Source organism: Pseudovibrio sp. FO-BEG1, from assembly GCF_000236645.1.
GTDB lineage: Bacteria > Pseudomonadota > Alphaproteobacteria > Rhizobiales > Stappiaceae > Pseudovibrio.
The window spans coordinates 2,305,881-2,327,898 of the sequence record NC_016642.1 but is presented as its reverse complement, the minus strand read 5'-3'; the positions used below and the strand labels follow the sequence as shown (position 1 = coordinate 2,327,898).

The following is a 22,018-nucleotide window of genomic DNA, read 5'->3' as shown; positions in this document are numbered from 1 at the left end:
CTCCCCCTCCTAACCGACACGCTTCTGCGAAGTCGCAAACCGCTTCTCCAGCCGTGCCTGTATCATCTCGAACACGAAACTCACGGCCCAGTAAATCAAAGCCGCGCTGATGAGCATCTCGAAGTGTTTGAACTCCGAGCGGCCAAGGGTGCGCGCCAGATACATGAGCTCCATGATGCCCATGGCAGAGACCAGCGAACTGTCCTTCAGCATGGAGATGAAATTGTTGCCGGTCGGCGGAATGATGATGCGGATCGCTTGGGGCAGAACCACCTTCCACATGGTCTGCCATGGCTGCAACCCAAGCGCAGCCGCTGCCTCAGATTGCTCCCGTGGCACAGCTTGAATGCCAGCCCGGAAGATCTCCGTCATATACGCCCCGTAGCTTAGCGACAGAGCAAGAATACCCGAAGGGATCGCATCCAATGTTATCCCAAGCTGTGGCAGCCCGAGATAAATCAGATAGACCTGCAACAACAATGGCGTACCGCGGAAGAACGAGACGTAGAACGTTGAAATCGCATAGGCCGGACCGGAATTGGAAAGTCGCATCAACGCTCCGACAAATGCCAGAATGCTCGCAAAAATGATCGACGCGAACGAAACGAAGAGCGTGTAGAACAGCCCTTTGTAAAGCAGGATCGGCAATCGCTCGATGATGAATGGAAACGACAGATCAAACGAATAAAAGAAACCCAGAAACAGCGCCAGCAACTGCGCCCAGTAGATTGGCACCTGCACCTTCATGGGTAATTTGGATACGAACACCACATCCGCCGTGATCACGGCTGAGATGGCAAAGGCAGCAAGCACAGAGGCAGTATCTGGCGCAACATCCAGATTGAGCAATGTCGACAGGTACTGACCCACGCTGCTCAGATCAAACGCCATAAGCAGAGCAGCCAGGACCACGAAGAAAGCCAGGCGCCGAGAAGGCGCATGACTAAACAGATTTACGAGCAATGTCATAGGACAACCGATCAGTGCGACGTGGTCACAAGATCAGCACCAAACCACTTCTTGGACAGCTCCACCAGCGTGCCATCTGCCCGCACTTCCTCAATGATTTCGCCAACTTTCTTGGAGAACTCAGGATCATCGCGAGACGTCACAACAGCCAGCGGCTCAAAGAAAACAGCTTCACCCAGAATGCGGATCGGGTAGTTCGCTTTGATCGCCTCCAGAATGGTCGGAACCGATGTAATCCCAGCATCCAGTCGTTTGCCATCGCCTAAGCGCAGGTCATCCAGAACGTTAGAATCGGCTTCATATGTACGGACTTCGCCCGGTGTCACTGCAAACTCGAAAGCTGGCGAGTAAGCCGGATCCAGCTCCAGTTCATGTTGCAGATAATACTCAAAGGTCGAGCCGGTGCTAGCACCAATACGCTTGCCGTTCAGCTCAGACAGCGTCTCGTAGGACGAGTCTTTGTGCACGTAAAATGCAGCTGGCGTGTAGTAGTAAACGGCTGGAAAATCGAGCACTTTTGCGCGCGCAGGTGTTGGCGTCATGGAGCCGATGGACATCTCCCAACGCCCGCCCCACTTGCCGGATGTGATTGCCTCCCACGCCGGGTTCAGAAACTCCGCTTTCGCGCCCATGCGTTTGGCGACTTCCTTAGACACATCAATGTCATAGCCTTCAAACACGCCGTCTGCGTTGAGATAGGATGCAGGCGGATAGCCGGAGTTGGTTGCGACGCGGATCACCTTGGTTTCCATGACACGGTCCATCACCTCACCCGAGAAAACCGGCTGAGATACGGCCAGCAATGAAACGCCGACGATGGAACCAATACTCGCGATTGACTTAATAATATTCATTTCCCCCTCCAAATAATAATATTATCCGAATGATCCTAGGCAACCAAACTGAGGGAAACAAGAGATTCTCATTTATTCATATATGAATACATATCAGTTTCACTGAGTGAAATCTTCAAATTGCTTTCAGGCATCTGAATGAACACATGACCACTAATATAAATGTGCGGCAACACAATATAGTCACCGCACATACATCTACGTCTACTTGTATAGAATATGACTACCTTCCGAGATCAGATCCAAATCTGACGCATATCCGTCCATGGCCTGCACCAGCTTCCAGATAGGTTCGAGAAACAGCCCGAACGTGGAATGGTGGATTGGCAGAACGGCCTTTGGCTTGAGGCGGCCCACCATCTTCACCACATCCTCAGCGTCCATGCTAATCTTGCCGAGCGCGCCGGTGGTGCCCACACCACCCACATGCGGGATGAGAACATCAATCTCTCCAAGGGCTTGCACGGAAGCCATCACATCATCTACCGGGAAGGTATCCCCCGTCCAATATACGGTCTTGCGATAGTCCCCGGCTTCAAACTCCATGAAGTATCCATTGCCTGGACCGAGGATCTTCAGGATCTCGGGGTTTTCGGAGTGTTTTGCTTCCACCGCTGTGATGGTGATCTGACCTGACTTTGTCGGAAACACCACCTGCTCGCCCCAGAGCAAGACGGATATGTTCAAAAACCCTTTGCTTGCAAGCTCTTGCTTATCATGATCCGTCGCAATCATCGGCATGTCAGAGGCAATCTGCACTTCTGCGGCTGCATCAAAATGGTCTGGATGCGAATGACTGATCAGAGTGGCTGTAACAGTGCCAAGATCAAATGCAGGCAACGCACCGAACCGGGGTTGCGGTTTGAGATTTGGCCCCTTGGCAAGATCAAACATCTCATTAGGGTTTGGCATCACAATCGCCTGCTCGCCAATGCCAAATGCAGGATCAGTTAGGAACGTCACGCCATCAAAACTGATGAGCATCGTCGCACCGCCAAGCCATTGTATTTGAAGCGCTACCTCCGTTTCATCAGAGGCTTTCGATTGCGCCTTTGCGTGTGCTAATACAGGCAAACCAACCGCAGAAACCAGCGCTGTAGTCCCGCTGAAACCAAGAAACTTTCGTCTGTTCATCATCTCACCTATCTCAAGAATGAGCATAGGCCTAGCAAAGCCAGTAAGATTGGAGTATTCAGATAATATTGCCTGTATTATCCGATTGAATTGCATAATGACAAACATCACTCAGCTGCAAACCTTCGTGGAAGTCGCTCGTTTGAACTCCTTCGCGGAGGCAGCAGAACAGCTTCATGTTCCGCGCTCTACGGTTACCGCCCGTGTTCAGGCTTTGGAGGAACGGCTTGGCGTTCAGCTGCTGCATCGCACGACAAGGCGTGTATCATTAACGTTGGAAGGCGAGCGGTTTATGCAGCAATGTGAGCCGGCTCTAGAGGCTTTGCAGCAGGCAGAAAGCGATTTGCTGGAGAAGGACGAACTCTCTGGAAACATTCGCCTTTCTGTTCCAACAGACTATCCTGCCCATACATTAGAACACCTGCTCAGCAGCTTTACTGAGAAGCATCCGAAGGTGTCGTTCTACGTTGATATGAGTGACAGTCCGGTTGATCTGGTCGCCGAGCATTTCGATCTGGCCATCCGCGCCCGCAAGCCGGGTGAAGACGCGCTGATAGCACAGCGCTACACCTATGATCACATTGGACTTTTCTGCCGCAAACCGCAGAAAACCATCACCGCAAAAAACATCAGTACCTTCGCGCTTTTAGACCCCGGCGGTTTTCTCTCGGAGTACTCAGCGGGCAAAACGCCAGATCACTACATAGAAACAACAAACTTCCGTTTGACGAAACAGTTCGCATTATCAAGGGATTGCATTGTTGTGCTACCGCTCTCTCTTTGCGAGCAGGAAGTCGAGCAAGGTCTGCTCCATCTCCTCAAAACCACGCTAGAAGTCCCTCAGGTACCTCTGTACATCGTCACCCCTGCCCGCAAGCATCGGCCCAAACGAACGCGTGCGTTTATCCAACACATCGTTGAAGCTGCAAAAGCTGCTCAGTAAGACCAAATGGCTTATGGGCGCGCCCTCGGCAATTCGCTAGTATCCCCGCAGATTTTGCATTTGCACGGCTACGGGTGAGAGAGAATGGCGCAGGAAACTCTTTTAAAAGAACAGTTTGACGGTGTTTTGAGGCTGACCCTGAATCGCCCGGATAAACTCAATGCCCTCACCCCGGAAATGCGTCAGGAGCTGCTCACCGCACTGAAGGACGCCCACGATACCCCTGAGGTGCGCACCGTTATCCTCACCGGCTCTGGCCGCGCTTTCTGCACCGGACAGGACCTCAACGATATCCTGCCGGACAGCACTGGCGAGAAGCCGGATCTGGGAGATGTGCTGACCCAGCATTACAGCCCCATCATTCATGCGATCCGCCAGATGGAGAAGCCGGTTCTGTGTGCCGTCAACGGCGTGGCGACGGGTGCAGGTGCGGGCCTTGCCTTCGCCTGCGACATGGTTTTTGCCGCCAAGAGTGCCAAATTCATTCACGCATTCAGTCGGTTAGGCCTCGTGCCCGGCGCAGGCGCCTCCTTCCACCTGCCGCGCATGGTTGGTGAGGTGCGGGCCAAGGGCCTGATGCTCACCGGTATGCCGCTAACCGCCGAACGAGCTGCGGATTGGGGGCTGATCTGGGAAGCCATTGAGGACGATCAACTTCAGGATGAAGTACTAGATATTGCAACTGGACTTGCAAAAGGCCCAACATCGGCGTATGCAATGACCAAACACCTCATTCATGCATCTGCTGATAGCACGCTGGAAGACCAGTTGGTCCGCGAAGCGGAGATGCAGCGTCGGGCTGGAAACTCGGAAAATCACACTGAGGGCCTGAACGCATTCCTAGAAAAACGTTCACCCGTTTTCAAATAGCGCCCGCCTCCTCCCGGGTGGTTGTGGCGCTTTCCATAACCATAATTGAGGAGATTGCTGATGGGTATTATTGCACTCGATCACGTTCAGATGACCATGCCAACAGGCCAGGAAGTAGCAGCACGCGCCTTCTTCATCAACCTGCTAGGTTTCACCGAAGTGGAAAAACCCGCGTCTTTACAAGGACGTGGCGGTGCTTGGTTCACTGCGGGTGCCGTTAACCTGCATGTGGGCGTGGAAGAACCGTTCACCCCAAGCAAGAAGGGCCACCCAGCGTTCCTGTTGGACAACCTGCAGGAAACCGTTGATCGTCTCGCCACTGCTGGTGCTGTTTTGAAAGACGACAAACCGCTGCCGGGCTACATTCGCAAGTTCACCGAAGATCCATTTGGCAACCGTATTGAGCTGATGCAGAAAACGGCATAACGCCTGAGACGACCCACTAAAAAGAGAATTCCATTTTCTTCTTTAGACATTGATAAATAAACGGAAAATCTTCCGCTTTTCGAAAACCTCACGATATCCTGTGTGTGTTAAAGGGTGAGTTTATCAAGCAAGCTCACCTTGGCACAGGAGCCTTCGCACATGACAATCCTCAGTTTGCAACACTTCAACCTTCCCATCGCGCCCGGGGGGGATAAACTTGCCCGCGAATTTTACGTGGATCTGTTGGGCTTTGAAGAAGTTGAGCGACCTGAGAGCATCCGGCACCGGCCAGGTGGTTGGTTTTCAGTGGGTTCCATCAATCTGCACCTGAGCGTGCAAGACCCGTTCGTGGCCAACAAGGTCGGCCATCCGGCCTTTGTGGTGGATGATATCATCAAGCTGGCACAGCGCCTGCGCGACGCGGACTATGAGGTCTCCGACGATGCTATCTTCATCGGCTACATCAGAAAAACCACCCACGACCCCTTTGGCAACCGCATTGAGTTGATGCAGCCAGAAGACATGGTGCAGCACAAACTATAGCTTTTTCAGCTCCTGAAGCAGCGCGTTGGTGAGCCCAAGCAGCGTACCTTCCGGCAAGATATCCTCGTGGTTCCACGTCAGTGCCACCTGCCAGTGTGTACCATTCAAGCCTTTGAGATCATATGTGAAATTGAGCACACCGATCTCACTTCCCGCCTTGAAAGCAATCCGCTGCCAATCCGTCTTTTCCGCCAGACCCGGGTTGAACTGCATGGCCTTGTCATCTGCGATATCGGCAATCACATCGCACAGTTCCTCAGCACTTGCGTACCATTCCACGCCTGTCAGATAAGGGTCTGCTACATCCTCAATCGCAGGCAGCGGACGTTCCTCGATCTTTTCCAGAATTTTCCGTCTCTGAGCAGCATCTGCCTGCCCATACTTCTCAGCCAGTTTGCGGTCTGCCTTGAGCTGATAGAATTGGCGCGAAGTTAGAAACGGCGTCCGTTCCTCACGTGTTTCCAAAGACTTAGTACCGATGTGATTGAGTGCAACATCCGCAGCGGAGTTGTCTGATGCCGCCATCATATGCTGGGCAATTACCTGCAAGGTAACCAATCCGCCTTTCATCTTGGTGTAAAGGCTGCTCACCGGATGAGATTCCAGATCTCTTTCCAGCCGAACTTTCTGGTTCCACTTCAACTCACCGCTTTTCACACGGTGCACCAGTTCCTGCATCACAAACAGTTTGTAGGCAGGCCCAATCGCGAGCGGCTTGTCAGCGTCATTACTGAAAAATTCTACACCATCTTTGCGGATCAGCAGACTGGACGAAGACGCCACTTCTTGCATGCGCGACAGACAGTCTTCAAGATTCTCAACCAGATACAGCGCAGGCTTGATGAACAAGCCTTTGATTTTACCTGATCTTTCCCGTTCCAGCAGCACCGTTACGTTAAAGTGCGTTGTTTTGACGAGAAATGCGTTTTTTTGCGTTTCTTTGCTGATTTCCTGCGTTGCTCCGTAAGCCGCCAACGCATCCTCCAAAGACCGGCGCAGCCCCTCTTTTCCGACCAGCGACAGGAACCCATCGGTGAACATGGAAAGGTCTTCACCATTCCCGTTCCAGACCTTGAAGAGCAGATCCGCATCAGAGGTGTTGCGCAGCTCGATCATTTCCGGTGTGATGCGCTTGGCCGGAGAAAGGTTCTCCAGTGCATCCTTCACGCTCAGGATCGGATCAAGAAACATCTCTTTTAAGGTGCGCATTTCCATTCGCCTCAAATCAGCAAGCCGCAAATCTCCTTCTCTCTCTTAAAGAGAGCTTTCAGAGTTGGCAAAGCCTGTCTGGCTGCCTTGGCAAAAAGCCACAGATTGTCGGTGTTTAAACCTGCGCATTATCCCCCTCGGAACAAATCATACCTCGCTCAATAACCAAGCAAATCTGCCAGAATAAACCCACTGCGGAAGCTGGTAGATTTGCCCGGCATGTCTTTTGCCAGATTCCCGAGCACTCAATGAGGTTGGTATTGTGGAGATCAGTGTCGTTCTTCCGGTTCACAATTGCGGAAAGTATCTGCTGCCCGCCTTGCAGAGCATAAAGTACCAAAGCTACCCGCATTTCGAAGTGCTCATGGTGAATGACCATTCCTCCGACGGATCCGAGGATGTGTGCGCTGATATTGCGTCCGTCGATGACCGCTTCAAACTGCTGCACTCACCGCATTTTGGCATGGCAGGCGCTTTGAACTTCGGCATCTCACAGGCTAGCGGTGTTTACATCGCCCGCATGGATGGCGACGACCTGTGCATGCCCGAACGCTTTGAAAAGCAAATCGAATTTCTGAAAGAAAACCCAGACATATCCTTCCTCGGGACCTTCGCTGACCACATCAATGAAAGCGGCAAGACCAAAGGGGTCTTTGAATATCCCGAAGACGATTTCGAGATAAAAGCGCAGCTGGACCGCGGGCAAAACACCTTTGTGCATCCCTCCATGATGATCCGCCGCAAAGCTCTGGTTGACCTTGGTGGATATCGGGAAATCTTCAGCATCTGTCAGGACTATGACCTCTGGTTACGTGCGCAGGACAGATACTCCTTCGCCAACCTGCCAGAACGACTTGTGGCCTATCGCGGGTTTCCGGATAAGCGCGACCTGACCAACCGTTTCTGGAAGCACTTCTACATCACCCGGCTGGCAGAAATCAGCGTACAGCAACGCCGTGCCGGACACCGCGACCCGGTTGACCAGATGGCCGATGAGTTTGATCTGGAAGCTGTTGATGAACGATTGGTGAGAGAGCGCCTGATGTCAGCGCGGCAGGATTACTACTGCAACAAAAAGGCCTTCGTGGACGGAAAACCGCTGAACTCCATGGACATAGAGCAGATCAAAGCCTTTCTGCTCAACCACAAGGAAAAGTTCAACAAAAAAGACCTGGGCCAAGCTTTCGGCCTGCTCTTCGATCAGGCCATGCGCATCCAGGATTCCGAGAGCGCTGAAATCCTCTACAACCTCCAACGCGAAATCTCAAAAAGTCGCCACCTAAAATCCCTCCTTACCAAACCCGACAAACTCGTCAGGTACGCCCTGAGGAAACGCATGGAAGAGGCGTAGGGTGCTACGCCTCTTCGTGAATCTAAGAGTTACTTCTTCTTGCCGCCCTTGGGCTCGATATCATCGCCAAAGAAGTCTTTCTTCTTCTTTTTGCCGAGTGCGGCTTTTGCTTTTTCGGATCTGGTTTTTGGATACTCATCTTCCATCTTCAAAGCAGCGGCTTTGATCTTAGGAATAAGAGCCCAAGCTTCGTCGATTTTTTGAGCACGATGCAACTCGCCGATCTCAACGATAAGTGCCTTAAAGGCTTCTCTGTTGTTGTAGTACAGCGTAAGAGGCTCATGCTCGTTCTTAAGCTTCTGTTTTTCCTTCGAGCTCTTTGCAGCTTTCTGCTTCTTTTTCAGGACCTCTTGTGCTGCTTCAAACTTCTTGTCCAGGCCAACCATAAGCTCACAGGCCTTATAGACAATCTGCTCCATATCGAAGATTTCTTTTTTGATAGCCTTTGCTTGCTTTTCTTCTTCGCTCAAATGCTCATCAGAATCTGCACGGCGTTCGGCTTCAGCAGCTTTTTCCGCTTCAGCTTCCGCCTGTCGCTGTTGCATGGCAGCCAGCTCATCTTCGAAAGTGCCTTTGCTCTTCTTGCCTAGAGCAGCCTTTACCTTTTCACTTCGGGATTTCGGAAAGTCCTCTTCCATCTTCTGAACGGCGGCCTGCAGTTGCGGAATGATGTCTCGGATCGGCTTGATATCCTCTTGGCCGATATGCTTTCCAACCTCACCTATCAGCTTTTTCACCTCTGCGCTGTTCAACACAAATGTGTTACGCTGTGGCCGGGTTTTAAGGTTCTCGTCTTTAGCTTCCAGATCAGCCAGTGACTGTTTCGCCATATCAACGATATGTTCAAACTCTTTCACTTCTCTCCGGGTCGTAGCAGCTTGTTTAAGGGACTCATCAAGGCTCTCAAAGTAGACCTCAACCTTATCGAGCTCAGCTTCACCTTTTGCATCCTCATCCTTGTAATAGAAGTCAGAGGCCGTCAGCAGGCATTCTTTGAGGTTGGCAATTGTGCCTTTGAAGAAGTTCTTCTCACCCAAATCCAAAAACTGGCCAGTTTTGTCCTGATACTTGGTGATCTCAGGATTGTAAGCTCTGATGCGTTCCAGAAGGTCTGACTTCTCAGTGAGCTCGTCTGCAACAGCATCAGCGCCTTTGAGCTGCTCCATCTTCTCTTTGGCTGCCTGGAAGATCGTGTCCATATCATCCAGATCTCTATCAATGGCGCGTAAGGCATTTTCGACCACTTTAGGATCCATATTGCCTAGCTCGATCAAGCCGACGTTGAAGACCTCTGAATGCTCCTGAGCATCGGCATATGTATCATCGAAATCTCCACAGAGGCCTTCCACCTCTGGGTTTTCATTGGCCCATTTTTCAAGTTGCTTCAACTGGCTAAATCTGTCTCTCACAGCCTGCAGCAGTTCTTCTCTGCGGCCTGAAGCATCATTTTGAACGCCACCTTCTCCGGCATCGGGCATACCAAGCAAGTTGCGCATTTTTCCGAGTGCAACTTCAACACCCGCCAACAGATCATCAGCAGCCTTTTTATCCTGATTGGACAACACCGCCTGATCCTGCGTGATCAACGTAAAGGCTTCGTTGTTTGCCTTGTAGAACTCAGCAAACTCCTTCGGCTTCTTTTTCAGCTCTTCTTTACGCGCTGCCAGATTAGCAAACACACTTTTGATGTTCTTGAAGCGGAACTTCATATCTGCGCCGACGCGTTCAACCTCGATTGCAGCTGCATCAAAAGCTTCCTGCAGATCAGCAATATGGCTGTTGAGCGCACTCAACTCACCAGCTCCCCTGATCGCGCTTTTGTCTTTTACGGCAACATTGAGAGCTTGCAATGCTTTTGCCGCTGACGTGCCTGCCTGATCAAAGGCGCTAAGGTCCACATTCCACGCTTCAATCTCAGACCGACGCTTGACCAGACTCTGCAGCTTTTCAGTAGATTCCTTTGCCCTGGCATTGATCTCAGAAATGTCTGTTTTGCGGGTTTCCTGAGCTTTTGCAAAAAGCTGCTGCATCTGCGTCAAACCAGACTTGACCTGGGAGACGAGTTGCTGAAGCTGCTCACATTGAGCCTCTTTATCGTCTCTACTCTCCTGCGCACAGGCCACTCCGTTTTCATGGTGCCCAAGTGAGGCCTGATAGATTGCATCAAACTCGGCCCCATTCACATCCTGACAAATCGGCCGCCAGTTTGCATTGCTCGTGTTGAGGGCAGTCCTCAGGCTATCAAGATCACTCGTCAGTCTGGCAAGGCGGTTTTCGAAGACATCGCCTTGGGATTCTTTATCTGCCGCAATGACTTCATCCGCTTCAGCCGTATTAAGTCCTTGCGCTGCCAAACCAGCTTTCTTCATGCGCATGTGCATGGTTCGAGCAGTTTCAATCAGACTATCAATCTTCGGCAGGGCTTTTTTGACATCTGAATCAAGCCAGAGATCTGACGTTGCCATTTCCTGGGCGCCATCCAAGGCATTCCTGGCCAACTGATAAGCATCTGCAAACTCGGTCACAGACTTCTTTGACCATCCAGACTGATCCTGCTTATGGTCTGCTTCCACCTTCTGGTTCAAAGCAAAAATCACATCTGTTCGCTCTGCAAGTGCAATTTCTTCTTCAAATACATCCCCAAACGCATCATCATCCGGGATAGCGCGCGCATTTCTTGAAACCAGACCGTACTCGACGTCATCTGCGCTTGCTTTCTTCGCATTTTTGGCGTTCTTCGGCTTTTCAAAGCACTTGGGCATATTGCCAATTGCAGTCTTCATCTGCTCGATGGCTGTCTTGGCATCAGCAATACGGTTTTCAGAGAGAAACAGTTTGGCCTCCTGCCCAAACGTCTCGACCATGGTCTGATAGCTCAAAAGGTCAGAAAGCTGCTCTTCATACGGAATCTGATTACGCTGCTTGTAATAGGTACCAGCCTCTTTGAGCAGATCGCTGACTTCCTGTACGTAACCATCTATTCTGTTTGCAGTTGAAGATCCACGCTCAAGCGCTGCGCGCATCCCATCCATATTGCGGTGAGCGTTTTGAAGACTGTCATCAATCCCAGTATAATCAATCTTAGTATAATCCTTGCCGTCGAACAGCTGTTCTGCGTCCAGCAGAGAATCGTTGGCCTCTTGCTCAAACTTCTCGAAAACTTTGAGCTCTTCACGGTCGACAATAAGATGGGCCTTGTCAGTGATAGCACCAAAATCCTTGAAGGCTTGCTTGATTGCGTTCAGAGAAATATCTCTCAGATCGCGGGGAGAAGTGGGAGTCTCAACCGGTTGGACAGCTTCAACACCAGCCTCAGAAGGGTCGATGCTGCAAACCTTAAGCATGGCATTCGCCCACGCATCAACATCACCGGATTGTTTTGGAGTACCAGTAGCTTCATTTGAACCGGAAGGGGTATCAGAACCAGCCATAACAGACCTCTTGGCGCACTATATTTCCTAGGTGCGGGATATCACTTACGCCATGAGATAGTGTTTCACTAATCCCCCTCTATCGAGCGAATATTTAATAAAATGAGGAGTGGGATGAGGCAGGCTTCAAAGCAGATTATGACAACACAAAACTATCGGCCAAGAAAAACACAAGGCCGCTAACGATCGTTAGCGGCCTTAGGAAACGAAATTATCAGTTTTGGAAGTGGATGTTCCCACCGCTACTGTTTGACCTACCCGCCAAACTTAAGCGCATTCACGGCTGTCAATACGTTCTCAGGAATTCCGACGCCCGGATTGCTGGCAAACAGTTGTACGGATGGAGCCGTGCCAATGCCATTTTGTGCATCGTAGAGGATGACGAATTTCTTGACGAACTTGTCGACTTCAGCAGGATCTTTAAACTTCTCGACGTCGAACTTCTCGTTTATCACCGCGGCTTGGTTGTCGATATCCGTTCCAACCATCTCCTCAGGCATTCCAAGAACAGTTCTCACAACTTGATAAAGAGCTGGTGAACCGAGAATCTCATAGGCATCCGTGATATCTTTTGCAGTTCTTTGGAAGTTGAGAGCTAGTCGAACGCCTTCATTCTGCTCACCTTCATCTTCTTCAAAACTGACCTGAATGTACTTTTCGACAATATTTTTAGTGCTCTCAACGCGCTGCGCCTCCAGCCCGTCTTTAAACTTCTCAACTGCATCTTTAAGTTCAGAAGGCTTTTTCATCTCATCGAGATCAAGGTTTTTGTCAAACCATTCAATACGTTCTTCCTTGGGACCATCAATGATCTCTTGAGGAATATCGTAAGCTATCGTAACTACTTTATACAGAGCTGGATCTGCTAGAAGCTGAACAGTCAGACCAACATTTCGCTGCATCTTCTGCTGGTAGTAGTCGGCAAGTCGATCGATGTCCTCAACTTTCTCACCCGGTACATTTGTGTAGCGAACAACTTTCTCATCCAAAGCCTCATTCGTCCAATCGAATGTACCTTCGATGGTACCATCTTTATTAAACGGAAATGCTTCGGCCAGTTCCTTGAAACGAGCATCGTTTAGCGTATTCGCCAGCGCTTTTTCATCTGTCGTGCCTTCTACAAGCACTTTACGAACCATGCCCTTTGCGTAGGCCATGTCTTCAAGGCCCATTGTTTTCATCATAAAATTATAGAGGCGATAATCATTCAGAAGATCGTCAACGGTCTCAACGTTCTTGAAGTTTTCTTCGTAATACTGGATCTCGCGCGCAATTTCTGGATCTTTCGCAGTTCGATCTTTTGCAGCCGGCAAGTCGCGATTGAGCACACTAAATCGAAGATGAGTATCCATTGAATTGAATCCGATTACACAAAACAGTTAGAGGCAGTCTGACTCAGGTGTCTTGTCTGAAGCTGATGATGGCCTTTGTGGGTGATCGCGGCAGAGTTTTGCATTTAAGCTATTGAGAAGACTGGGGCTCATTGGATGGTTGGGTGGCATCGTGATGAGAAATCGGCGTTGAATAGAGAGGCATATCGAGCGTTTAGGGCCGCTTTGGTGCCATTCAGAGAATCGCTACAACTCAATCCCCCAAAAAAACAGCTCCCGTCTTCATAACGGGAGCTGTGTTAGGTGGGTGGTGGCCTCATACCGGTTTGGAAGGCCTTTGGCTTCGGCTGTTTGGTGTTGGCATCAGGCACCGCTGGGGGGCGGGGGCTGATGGGTTGGGGAGCTGGCGCTTTGGTTGTTGTTATGTGGCCAGCTCCAAGTTTTGTGGCTGGACTAGCTCCAAGGGTGAGAGCTGATCCAGGATGGTGAACCTTCCCTAACTCATCTTTTCAATGCGGGCAGGCAGAGCTTGGCGGGCTATGCTGCCGACGACGGGGTCGGCGAGCAGGACCGGACGTTGACTTGTTGGGTCGGTGTACCCCAGATCATTGCTGTTGGTGCCGAGGCCTCGGTTTGAGTGACCTTCCAGAATGACATTGCCGATCTTGTGGGTGCGCGTGCCCAACTCGCGGTGGCCATAGCCGTGCTCAATGCCGATGGCCCCCCGTGCAATGCCTTGCCGAACCAACGCTTGCCCGCTGATGCGGTTGCTTGGGGAGATCACGTTGATCCAGTCGCCCGTCTTGATGGACAGCTGCTCTGCATCCACTGTGTTGATAGCGATGGCGTTGGAGAGCTTCAGATCATCCAGATACGGATTGCCGCCGGTGCTGGAAGAGCGCAGCTGGGATTTGGTGCTGACAACGCGAAATGGCCATAGATCCGGTGGGAAGGCTTTATCTACCTTGGTGCCATCGGCAAAACTTGGCGCCTGCCATGTAGGGCAGCCAACAAACTTTTTGCCGGTCATGGAGTTACGCGCCATGCCTACTGTCTCGTTCCAGACCTGAATGCCCTTTTTGTAGGAGCGTGCAAAGGTCTCTCCCTTGTAGGTTTTCGCCGCATCCTCATAGCGGCCACCCCGGTTGTAAACGTAGGCCACCCGGCGCCACTCATCAGGCTTCAGGGTGCTTTCCAGATCAGCACGGATGCGATCCACACCGGTGATAGCCATATCGGCGTCATCACTTTCCGGCACAGCACCGCCATCAAACGCCACGTTGGCACCGGCGCGCAGCCAGAAGTCCTCAGAACGGTGCAGCGGGTGCAGATTGCCGTCAGCATCCGGAATGGCTTTGTCACCAAATCCCGGCAGTCCCATGCGTTTGGCCACATCAATGAAGAAGTTGTCCATGTCCATATGTCGGCCATCCGGAGTTGTGCCGGTCTGGCAATCCACCACCGGCCAGCGGGCCGTGGAAACCCTGGTTGGCACGCCGCCCCAGGCAGAAGCCCAGCCCCATGCCTCGTAGAACACACGGTCCGGCACGATGTAATCGGCGAAGCGTGACGTTTCGTTGATGAATGGATCAATAGCGATGAACAGCGGCAAGCGCTTGGTGTCTTTGATCTTCTCCTTAATGTCGTTTTCCATGCCCGCAACACCGTAGACGGGGTTGGAGGACCATGTGATCACCGCCTTGGCCTTGTAGGGATAGCCTTCCAGCACGGAGGTGAGCCATTGTGCGCCCATGGGCTGGGTGAAGGAATGCCATGGAGCTTGTGCAGGGTATGGGTTCTTGCCCTCTGCGACCAGTCGTTTGAATTCGCTGGTTTTCTCGTAGGCGAAGCCACCGCGGCCTGCGTCTACGCCCTTCACCTTCACCTTGCCGGGGAAGGCGAGCAGGTTATAGCGTAGGCCTTTCTGCACATCTTTGAAGCGACCGCCACCGGCAGTGGTGCCACCTTTGGTGTTGAGGTTGCCGACAAGGGCGTTGAGCATGACGATGGCGTAGGCAGTGTAGAACCCGGCGGTGTGCATGGTGCCGCCGTGGCAATCCGCTGCGGCCTGTTTGCCAACACTGGTGAAGTCGCGGGCCAGAGAGATGATGCGTTCTTCCGGCACGCCGCAATCTGCAGAGTATTCGGCGAGTGTTTTGCGCAGTGCCTCCCGGCGCAGCAGGCTGAGGCTGGTGGCTACGGGCACAGTTGAGCCATCCAGAAGTCTCACGGTTCCCTGATGGAACAGTGTGGCAGGGCGGCCCTTTGCAGGAGAGAGCTCTCCCGTCTCCGCATCCAGGCACATAGGTGCCTTTTGAGCATCTTCGTCCAGATCAGCTGTCACCATTCCTTGCGGCAGGAAGGAGCCGCCTTTGGGGTGCTCGGGGTCATCAATGACCAGATGCGTTGCATTGGACCAACTGGCCTCCCCTGCCGCCTTTGCTGCTGCGCCGGACGGTTGAGCCAGAAACTTGGCGTCGTATCGTTCGTTTTCCATGATCCAGCGGATCATGCCCATCACCAGCGCTCCGTCGGTGCCCGGTCTGATAGGAACCCATGTGTTGTCTTTGCCAAACGCATGGTTTTGAGAGTTGGTGAGCACAGGGTCCACCACCGCGTACTTCACCCCATCACGCCCACGGGCAGCACCCATCAGTGTGCCTTGCAGTTTGTAAGGATTGCCTGCATTGCCAGGGGCTGTGCCAATGAACAGCATGTATTTAGCGTGACGATAGTCCGGCTTCAGGTGCGGCTGCTTTTTCAGGTTGTCCAGCATGGCCGCATACCCAGCGCGCATGGACAGGCCGCAGTAAGAGCGGTGCCCCACGAAGTTGCGGGTGCCGTAAGCCATTTTGGCGAAGCGAGCGGCCATCATCAGGCGACCGTTTTTGAAAACCGGGATCACCACCAGTTGGTTGGCCTTTGGGCCGTATTCTGGATTTTCCGGATCAAGCGGGGTCTTCAGGTCGCGGATGGCGCGCAGGCCTTCCACTTGGCCTTCGCCAAACAGATCACCACCCTCTACGGTTTCCTCAATCAGCTGGTCCCAGGAGATTTCCTTCCACTGGCCGCTGCCACGCTCGCCAACACGTTTCATCGGCTTGAGGATACGCTCCTTGCTGTTCTGCTTGGCAATGGCAGCATTACCGCGACCGCAGGCGGTGGAGCGTCCGGCAAGGCCCTGCTCGCCATAGGCAGACAAGCCGGTGATCGCGTCTTTGATAGGCGTATCATACGGAATGTGTGGATTGGTGGAGAGTGGGCTGTATGGGTTGCCGGTGGCGCGCAGAATATCGCCAGAGGCTTTGTCCACCCGCACACGGATGCCGCAAACGCTGGTGCAGCCCATGCACATTGTGTAGCCAACCCGTTGATCTGGGTTGAGGATCACCTCTCCGCTGGCTGGGTCTACCTTGTATTCCGGTGGCAAAGCTCCACCGGCAATGCCTTTGGCTTTCGCAGTACCCAGCACGCCCTGATAGAAGTTTTTGCCCGTTTCAGCAAAGCCCCAGAAGGCAGCGCCAGCTGCGCCAAGAGCGGTTGCGCCTTGAAGAACACCACGGCGAGAAATAGTCATAATTGGCTCTCCTTAGGCTTGAGTTTGCTTGCTGGCGCGCACGGCCAGCAGGTTGATGAGAAGGGTGACAAAGATCAGGCTGAGGATCAGCAGGCCTGCGGACCCGGCCAAGGCTTGCAGAGCATCGCGAGAAAGCGCGGCTTCATGGCCATAAAACGCCGTCTCGGTTTTGGACATCAGCTGCGCCCCGTTGAACGTGGACCAGCGGAAGGCCAGTGCACCGAACACGGCCAGCGCTCCACTCACACCACGCAGCAGCAAGGAGGTCTTTGCGCTCACAGCCAATGCGACCGGCAACACAACACCTGCGATGATGAAGCCACCGAGCAAGCCAACAGGGGCATAGTCTGCCGCCAGTGTTGAAAGGCTGGCATCGGTCAGCATCCAAAGGCCAAAGGCAACTAGTGTGGCAGCACCTGTGACCACCAACATGTAACGGCCCTCGCCCTTTTCTCCATTGAGGCTGTCAATGGTCATGGTGGCACCGGCGCCGCTCATCAGAGCTGTCAGAATAAGCACCACGGGGAAACCGAGGGTGTTCCAGACTGGCCGAGCAGCAACCACGCTCATTTCACCGGCGGTATAGCCCAGTATGCAGAGGGCCAGTACGCCAACAATCATGGTCAGCGTGCGTTCACCTGCACACATGGGCGCGTTGCCACGGCGGCCTGTCATGAACGCCAGCAGAAGAGTAGAGCCGATGAACAGCGGCAGGAACCAGCTGCCCCACCACATGATGGATCCGGGTGCAGCACCGCTGTAAAAGTGCATAAAACGTGCAGGCTGGTGCAGGTCCGCAAGCAGTGGCAAACCAGAGGCGAGCGCAAAACTGGCGGCGACAATTAGAGCGCCTTTGGCTTCTGCAACACGCACAAGACGGGCATATGCCAGCAGCAAGGCAGCTCCTGCCCCTGTGCCCACCAGCAGGAAGTAAGCGACCGCCCAGGGCCGCCAGACGGCTTCGTGATCAAAAGACATCAGATCGACAGCAGGCATAACTCACACCTCCCCATGTGCAGGCGTTTCAAGACCTTGGCGCAAATCACGGGCACCGCCACCAACCGCAACGGTTGAGGCGAGCCTGTCATCCAGCCCGATGTAATAGACGTTTGGTCCTGTCTTGAACTCAGGGCGCAGGCCCTTGGTCTCATACTGCGCCATCAGCTTGCGGATATCGCTTTCCGGATCGTTCAGATCCCCAAACACACGGGCGTTGCCCACGCAGGTTTCAACGCAGGCCGGCAGCAAACCGACAGAAGTGCGATGCACACAGAACGTGCACTTATCCGCAACACCGGTTTTGTGGTTGATGAAGCGCGCTTCATAAGGGCACGCCTGCACGCAGTAACCGCAGGCCACGCATTGCTCAGCATCCACCACCACAGCACCCTCATCGGTTTTGAAGGTGGCGTTGACCGGACACACCGGAATGCACGGCGGCTCGTCGCAGTGGTTGCACAAGCGCGGCAACACGGCCTGACTCGGGCCATCCGGGCCATCCAGCTCATAGACTGGCACGGCTGTGCGGTGCTGGCCTTCCGGCACATCGTTTTCAATGGTGCAGGCCACGGTGCAGGCCTGACAGCCGATGCATTTGCGCAGATCCACCAGCATGCCCCAGCGCTTGGGTTTCGCCTGCGCACTTGCGGCCGCCGGCGCCGCCACCGCAGCCGTTGAGCCTGCCATGGCCAGTTTGAGGAACTCACGTCTTGAATTCATGTCTCCCCCCGGAGTGTCACGGTTTGGGTTGTTCCCAAGCTACCGGGAGGCCAGCAACAAAAATATTGGGGAGGTTATCTGCCGGTTTAGGGGAGTTCCCCTAGATGGGGCGGGAAGAGAACAATCGACAATTTCGTAAACCGCTCTTCACAGCAAAAAAGCAGAGAAGTTTGGTCTCACCACAATTTGCCCGTAGGTTGCTCCCATTCGATTTGGGGGTTCATTTGAGCATATTGATCATCGCGCTTTCGGGCATGTTTGCTGGCGTTTTGTCCGGCATTGTTGGCACAGGATCGTCGATCATTCTGCTGCCTATTCTGGTGGCTGTGTTTGGCACCAAGGCGGCCATTCCCATCATGGCCATTGCGGCGCTGATCGCCAATTGCGGGCGCGTGATTGTGTGGTGCAGTGAGATCAACTGGCGTGCCGTGTTTTTCTATGCCGTGCCCAGCATTCCCATGGCAGCCCTTGGGGCGAACCTGCTGATTGCCATACCGGAATCCGTTGGCAGCACCATCCTTGGGCTGTTCTTTCTCGTGCTCATCCCCGTGCGCTATCTGCTGCGCTCCAGAAACATCGGCTCCAAACCAGCCCACCTTGTGCTGGGCGGAACGCTGATCGGGTTTCTCACCGGCCTTGTTGCTTCCTCAGGCCCGTTGAGCCTTGCGGTATTTTCTTCCTTCGGCCTCGTCAAAAGCGCGTTGATTGCAACGGAAGCGGCGGCCTCCCTGTTCGTGTTTGGCTCCAAGGCCGTAACCTTCAGCTATCTGAATGTGATGAGCACGGATATTCTGATCGGCGGAGCGTTGGTGGGCGGGTCTATTACGCTTGGTACGTATGCCGCCAAGGCGATCCTCAACAAGCTCAGCTCCAAACAGCATGACCGCATGATTGATCTGGTTCTGGCTGGCTCTGGCATTTCCATGATTATGCCTTGAGTATCGCAAGTTGCGCACTACAATCCGCGCAACACCTGATCTAACCTTGCGGTCCGTCTCCTGCTTTGAGTTTCACCATGCTGCCTGCTGATTACATCGATCTTTACTGCGAGCGAACCGCACCGGGGTTCTGGAATGAACCACTGAACGCACTGAGCAATCTCAGCTTTATCGTTGCAGCACTGGTGGCTCTGTATCTGGTGCGCAGGCGAGGCAACGCGGATCTAGCGGAACTTGTGCTTATCACTCTGGCTGCGGCTATTGGCGTTGGCTCATTCCTGTTTCATACATTTGCGAACACATGGTCAGAGCTGGCAGACGTCATCCCGATCTGGAGCTTTGTTGCATTCTACATCATTACGGTGATCTATCGCGCGACCGGTGAAAACCTGTTTCGCACGCTGCGCGCCAGTGCCATTGCAGTGGGCCTGACTGCCCTCATCTTCTGGTTCAGCTCAAGTGCAGTGGTGACAGGTCTGGAGGCAGGACCTGATCCTCTCAACGGTTCCATGCAGTATCTGCCTGCGGTCGTCGCACTACTCGTCGCAACCGTGCTGATGCACCTGCGCAAACACCCTGCCCGCACGTACATCACGTTTGCAGCAGCCACCTTTGTAATCTCGCTGGCCTTCCGAACCATCGACATCGCCCTCTGCTTTTCTATCAGCTTCGGCACCCACTTCATGTGGCACCTGCTCAACGGCCTCATGATTGGTCTGCTCCTCGCTGCGCTGGTCCTGAAGATGAAGCCCAAAGGAGCCTCCTGATGATCCAGCTCAGCGACTACTTTGCCAACTGGCAGCAAACAGAACTGGCTGGCATCGACGCTTCACCATGGGAGCTGACCAGCAACGCAGCTGATATCATCAAAGGGATGCTGTCTCAGCTCACGGATGGCTACCGCATCACTAACACGATCGCCATTCATGAAAGCGCAACGGTGGAAGATGGAGCAACGCTGAAAGGTCCGATGATCATTGGGCCGAGTGCCTTTGTCTCCTCCCGCAGCTACCTGCGTGGCGGTGTTTACATGAGTGAGGGCTGTGCGGTTGGGCCGTTTTGCGAGGTTAAGTCCAGCTTCCTACTGAAGGGCTCCAAGCTGGCCCACCTTGGGTTTCTCGGAGATTCCATTCTGGGCGAGTATGTCAATCTGGAAGCAGGCGTTGTGGTCGCGAACCATCGCAATGAGTGGGCGGAAAAAGAGATCAAGCTCATTGAAAACAGACGAGAACTGCCAACAGGCGCAATCAAGTTCGGGTCTCTGATTGGAGACCGGAGCAAAGTCGGCGCAAACTCAGTGCTGGCACCAGGAACGCTGCTGAAGCCCGACACCATCATCCCCCGGCTCACCTCCGTCGACCAGCAAGCTGAGCACCTCAGTCTAGCAACGCAATAAGCTTGTCTCTGGCCTCAAACCTGCTGCCAGAGGCAATCGTGCGGAGGATCTCCGCAGCGCATTGCTCTGGAGACAGGATGGACGTGTCCAGCTCAAGATCATAAATCCCGGGTTCGTGAACTTCGTCCTGCCAGTGTTGAACGGGGAGCGGAATATCTCCTTGAGTAGTGGCAGTGAGATAGTCTCCCTCACTTACAGCCCTCCTCCGCATGATTTCATCGAGAGGGCAAAACACTCCGACGATCAACACACTCAGCCCCTCAAGCTCTTTCAGGTAGTGTCCCCAATGGCCATCAAGCATGGCGTAGCTGTTGTGGTGGCCGAGATCAGCGACCACGTTCATGCCAAGCGCGGCGTGTGCGGCGATGCTTTTGTAAAGCGCGCTGTAAGAGCGGAAAACAAAGTCCTCCAGATCAGGCCGCTCCCCACCAGGCCTCAGCCCGATCCCCGGCTTCTGCTGGTCCGGTGTCATGTGTTTGATGACAACATCCACGCCGAGGTTCATCCAGTGTTCTTCGCCGGAACTTTGCAGTCCGGAGACAATAGAACTCTTCCCCGCCCTTGGAGCTCCATTGAGCAGAACAACCCAGCCTGATGTCATCGATAGCCTCCCGTTTTGGAAAGCATAACAGACTTAGGCAGAGAAACTGCGGAAACCGAGGGCCTACCCCAATAAGCCCTCGGCAATAGGCAGCGACCAGCCCTCCCCCGCGTCTTGTTACTTCTTGCCAAGCAGGCTCATGCGGCCCATCACGTCGTGGCCATCCCAATATTTGTGCTTGAGAACAGCTGCCACGTGCACGGCGACCAGTGCCAGCAAAGACCATGCAAGCAGCTCGTGCGCAGTTGCTGTGGCATCTTCCAGTTTGATGCCTGCAAAGGTTTCCATAGTTGGGAAGATCTTTGGCATTGCGATGGTGAACCACTTCACACCATGACCGCCAAAATCAACCTCCGCCCACGCAACCAGCATGGTGACCAGCGGCAGCACATAAAGGCCCAGATGCCCCAGATGGGAGCCGATTTTCTCCCAAGAGCTCAGACCAGCAGGCAGTGCAGGTGGCTTGTTGAGCAGGCGAATGGCTACGCGCAGCAGCAACAGACCCAACAAGGTCACGCCCAGAGAAATGTGAATATCAAACAGGCTCTCTTCCAGCGGAGTATCTTCCAGAGAGTCCATCTTCATGATGTATCCGGTCGTCCACATGGAGAGAAAGCCAAGGGCCATCAGCCAGTGAAGGATGCGGGCGGAGCGCACATATTGTTGATCAGTCATAGTTTCTGCCAGTTCTTCTTATGGCAGCAACTCATTCTTTGCCTTGTGCTT

19 protein-coding genes are annotated in these 22,018 nt (G+C 53.4%); 8 read left to right on the top strand and 11 right to left on the bottom strand.

Annotation, left to right across the window (positions count from 1 at the left end; all coding sequences use genetic code 11):
• Positions 1 to 9: 9 nt before the first annotated feature.
• The 3 genes from PSE_RS10695 to PSE_RS10685 form a co-directional block, all read right to left on the bottom strand.
• Entirely contained in the window at positions 10 to 969 is a 960-nt protein-coding gene (locus PSE_RS10695) for an amino acid ABC transporter permease (RefSeq protein ID WP_008549004.1), read from the bottom strand.
• Between the two features lie 11 nt (positions 970 to 980).
• On the bottom strand, positions 981 to 1,823 hold the full coding sequence (locus PSE_RS10690) for a transporter substrate-binding domain-containing protein (protein ID WP_014284863.1): 843 nt from the start codon (positions 1,821 to 1,823) through the stop codon (positions 981 to 983).
• A 204-nt stretch (positions 1,824 to 2,027) separates the two neighbouring features.
• The gene (locus tag PSE_RS10685; protein ID WP_208998146.1) at positions 2,028 to 2,960 is read right to left on the bottom strand and encodes an MBL fold metallo-hydrolase; all 933 of its coding nucleotides are present in this window, start codon (positions 2,958 to 2,960) and stop codon (positions 2,028 to 2,030) included.
• 94 nt (positions 2,961 to 3,054) lie between these two features.
• Here PSE_RS10685 and PSE_RS10680 point away from each other — a divergent pair, with 94 nt between their 5' ends.
• From PSE_RS10680 to PSE_RS10665, 4 genes are all read left to right on the top strand, one after another.
• On the top strand, positions 3,055 to 3,900 hold the full coding sequence (locus PSE_RS10680; protein ID WP_014284861.1) for a LysR family transcriptional regulator: 846 nt from the start codon (positions 3,055 to 3,057) through the stop codon (positions 3,898 to 3,900).
• Positions 3,901 to 3,984: 84 nt separating this feature from the next.
• A complete protein-coding gene (locus PSE_RS10675; RefSeq protein ID WP_014284860.1) occupies positions 3,985 to 4,770 on the top strand; it encodes an enoyl-CoA hydratase-related protein in 786 nt (261 codons plus the stop codon).
• Between the two features lie 60 nt (positions 4,771 to 4,830).
• Positions 4,831 to 5,196, top strand: a complete 366-nt coding sequence (locus PSE_RS10670) for a VOC family protein (protein WP_014284859.1) — start codon at positions 4,831 to 4,833, stop codon at positions 5,194 to 5,196.
• A 159-nt stretch (positions 5,197 to 5,355) separates the two neighbouring features.
• A complete protein-coding gene (locus PSE_RS10665) occupies positions 5,356 to 5,739 on the top strand; it encodes a VOC family protein (protein WP_041768313.1) in 384 nt (127 codons plus the stop codon).
• Here the strand turns inward: PSE_RS10665 and PSE_RS10660 are convergent.
• On the bottom strand, positions 5,734 to 6,948 hold the full coding sequence (locus PSE_RS10660; protein ID WP_148266129.1) for a serine hydrolase: 1,215 nt from the start codon (positions 6,946 to 6,948) through the stop codon (positions 5,734 to 5,736). The two genes, PSE_RS10665 and PSE_RS10660, sit on opposite strands and share 6 nt — an antisense overlap.
• Before the next feature lie 226 nt (positions 6,949 to 7,174).
• Between PSE_RS10660 and PSE_RS10655 the strand changes: the two genes are divergently transcribed.
• Positions 7,175 to 8,299: a glycosyltransferase gene (locus PSE_RS10655; RefSeq protein ID WP_208998145.1), complete on the top strand. Its 1,125-nt coding sequence runs from the start codon at positions 7,175 to 7,177 to the stop codon at positions 8,297 to 8,299.
• Between the two features lie 29 nt (positions 8,300 to 8,328).
• On the opposite strand, the gene PSE_RS10650 is transcribed toward PSE_RS10655, so the two are convergent.
• From PSE_RS10650 to dsrO, 5 genes are all read right to left on the bottom strand, one after another.
• The gene (locus PSE_RS10650) at positions 8,329 to 11,730 is read right to left on the bottom strand and encodes a hypothetical protein (RefSeq protein ID WP_014284855.1); all 3,402 of its coding nucleotides are present in this window, start codon (positions 11,728 to 11,730) and stop codon (positions 8,329 to 8,331) included.
• 254 nt (positions 11,731 to 11,984) lie between these two features.
• Positions 11,985 to 13,082 (bottom strand): DUF1217 domain-containing protein, encoded by a 1,098-nt coding sequence (locus PSE_RS10645; protein ID WP_041768312.1) that lies wholly within the window; start codon positions 13,080 to 13,082, stop codon positions 11,985 to 11,987.
• 475 nt (positions 13,083 to 13,557) lie between these two features.
• Positions 13,558 to 16,638 (bottom strand): molybdopterin-dependent oxidoreductase, encoded by a 3,081-nt coding sequence (locus PSE_RS10640; RefSeq protein ID WP_014284852.1) that lies wholly within the window; start codon positions 16,636 to 16,638, stop codon positions 13,558 to 13,560.
• 12 nt (positions 16,639 to 16,650) lie between these two features.
• On the bottom strand, positions 16,651 to 17,634 hold the full coding sequence (gene nrfD / locus PSE_RS10635; protein WP_014284851.1) for an NrfD/PsrC family molybdoenzyme membrane anchor subunit: 984 nt from the start codon (positions 17,632 to 17,634) through the stop codon (positions 16,651 to 16,653).
• A 3-nt stretch (positions 17,635 to 17,637) separates the two neighbouring features.
• Complete coding sequence (gene dsrO / locus PSE_RS10630; RefSeq protein WP_014284850.1) at positions 17,638 to 18,357, bottom strand: sulfate reduction electron transfer complex DsrMKJOP subunit DsrO; 720 nt, start codon at positions 18,355 to 18,357, stop codon at positions 17,638 to 17,640.
• Between the two features lie 224 nt (positions 18,358 to 18,581).
• Between dsrO and PSE_RS10625 the strand changes: the two genes are divergently transcribed.
• From PSE_RS10625 to PSE_RS10615, 3 genes are all read left to right on the top strand, one after another.
• Positions 18,582 to 19,295 (top strand): sulfite exporter TauE/SafE family protein, encoded by a 714-nt coding sequence (locus PSE_RS10625; RefSeq protein ID WP_158309186.1) that lies wholly within the window; start codon positions 18,582 to 18,584, stop codon positions 19,293 to 19,295.
• A gap of 77 nt (positions 19,296 to 19,372) precedes the next feature.
• The gene (locus PSE_RS10620; RefSeq protein ID WP_014284848.1) at positions 19,373 to 20,062 is read left to right on the top strand and encodes a ceramidase domain-containing protein; all 690 of its coding nucleotides are present in this window, start codon (positions 19,373 to 19,375) and stop codon (positions 20,060 to 20,062) included.
• Positions 20,062 to 20,691 carry a transferase gene (locus tag PSE_RS10615; RefSeq protein ID WP_014284847.1) on the top strand — a complete coding sequence of 210 codons (630 nt, stop codon included), beginning with the start codon at positions 20,062 to 20,064 and terminating at the stop codon, positions 20,689 to 20,691. The genes PSE_RS10620 and PSE_RS10615 overlap by 1 nt, the downstream gene beginning before the upstream one ends.
• Here the strand turns inward: PSE_RS10615 and PSE_RS10610 are convergent.
• On the bottom strand, positions 20,672 to 21,292 hold the full coding sequence (locus PSE_RS10610; protein ID WP_014284846.1) for a chloramphenicol phosphotransferase CPT family protein: 621 nt from the start codon (positions 21,290 to 21,292) through the stop codon (positions 20,672 to 20,674). The genes PSE_RS10615 and PSE_RS10610 overlap by 20 nt on opposite strands.
• Before the next feature lie 117 nt (positions 21,293 to 21,409).
• On the bottom strand, positions 21,410 to 21,967 hold the full coding sequence (locus tag PSE_RS10605; RefSeq protein WP_008548919.1) for a cytochrome b: 558 nt from the start codon (positions 21,965 to 21,967) through the stop codon (positions 21,410 to 21,412).
• Between the last annotated feature and the right edge of the window lie 51 nt (positions 21,968 to 22,018).

Coding starts and splice junctions, on each gene's coding strand:
- PSE_RS10695 (WP_008549004.1), bottom strand. CDS start 969: ATGACATTGCTCGTAAATCTGTTTAGTCATGCGCCTTCTCGGCGCCTG.
- PSE_RS10690 (WP_014284863.1), bottom strand. CDS start 1,823: ATGAATATTATTAAGTCAATCGCGAGTATTGGTTCCATCGTCGGCGTT.
- PSE_RS10685 (WP_208998146.1), bottom strand. CDS start 2,960: ATGATGAACAGACGAAAGTTTCTTGGTTTCAGCGGGACTACAGCGCTG.
- PSE_RS10680 (WP_014284861.1), top strand. CDS start 3,055: ATGACAAACATCACTCAGCTGCAAACCTTCGTGGAAGTCGCTCGTTTG.
- PSE_RS10675 (WP_014284860.1), top strand. CDS start 3,985: ATGGCGCAGGAAACTCTTTTAAAAGAACAGTTTGACGGTGTTTTGAGG.
- PSE_RS10670 (WP_014284859.1), top strand. CDS start 4,831: ATGGGTATTATTGCACTCGATCACGTTCAGATGACCATGCCAACAGGC.
- PSE_RS10665 (WP_041768313.1), top strand. CDS start 5,356: ATGACAATCCTCAGTTTGCAACACTTCAACCTTCCCATCGCGCCCGGG.
- PSE_RS10660 (WP_148266129.1), bottom strand. CDS start 6,948: ATGCGCACCTTAAAAGAGATGTTTCTTGATCCGATCCTGAGCGTGAAG.
- PSE_RS10650 (WP_014284855.1), bottom strand. CDS start 11,730: ATGGCTGGTTCTGATACCCCTTCCGGTTCAAATGAAGCTACTGGTACT.
- PSE_RS10645 (WP_041768312.1), bottom strand. CDS start 13,082: ATGGATACTCATCTTCGATTTAGTGTGCTCAATCGCGACTTGCCGGCT.
- PSE_RS10640 (WP_014284852.1), bottom strand. CDS start 16,638: ATGACTATTTCTCGCCGTGGTGTTCTTCAAGGCGCAACCGCTCTTGGC.
- nrfD (WP_014284851.1), bottom strand. CDS start 17,634: ATGCCTGCTGTCGATCTGATGTCTTTTGATCACGAAGCCGTCTGGCGG.
- dsrO (WP_014284850.1), bottom strand. CDS start 18,357: ATGAATTCAAGACGTGAGTTCCTCAAACTGGCCATGGCAGGCTCAACG.
- PSE_RS10620 (WP_014284848.1), top strand. CDS start 19,373: ATGCTGCCTGCTGATTACATCGATCTTTACTGCGAGCGAACCGCACCG.
- PSE_RS10615 (WP_014284847.1), top strand. CDS start 20,062: ATGATCCAGCTCAGCGACTACTTTGCCAACTGGCAGCAAACAGAACTG.
- PSE_RS10610 (WP_014284846.1), bottom strand. CDS start 21,292: ATGACATCAGGCTGGGTTGTTCTGCTCAATGGAGCTCCAAGGGCGGGG.
- PSE_RS10605 (WP_008548919.1), bottom strand. CDS start 21,967: ATGACTGATCAACAATATGTGCGCTCCGCCCGCATCCTTCACTGGCTG.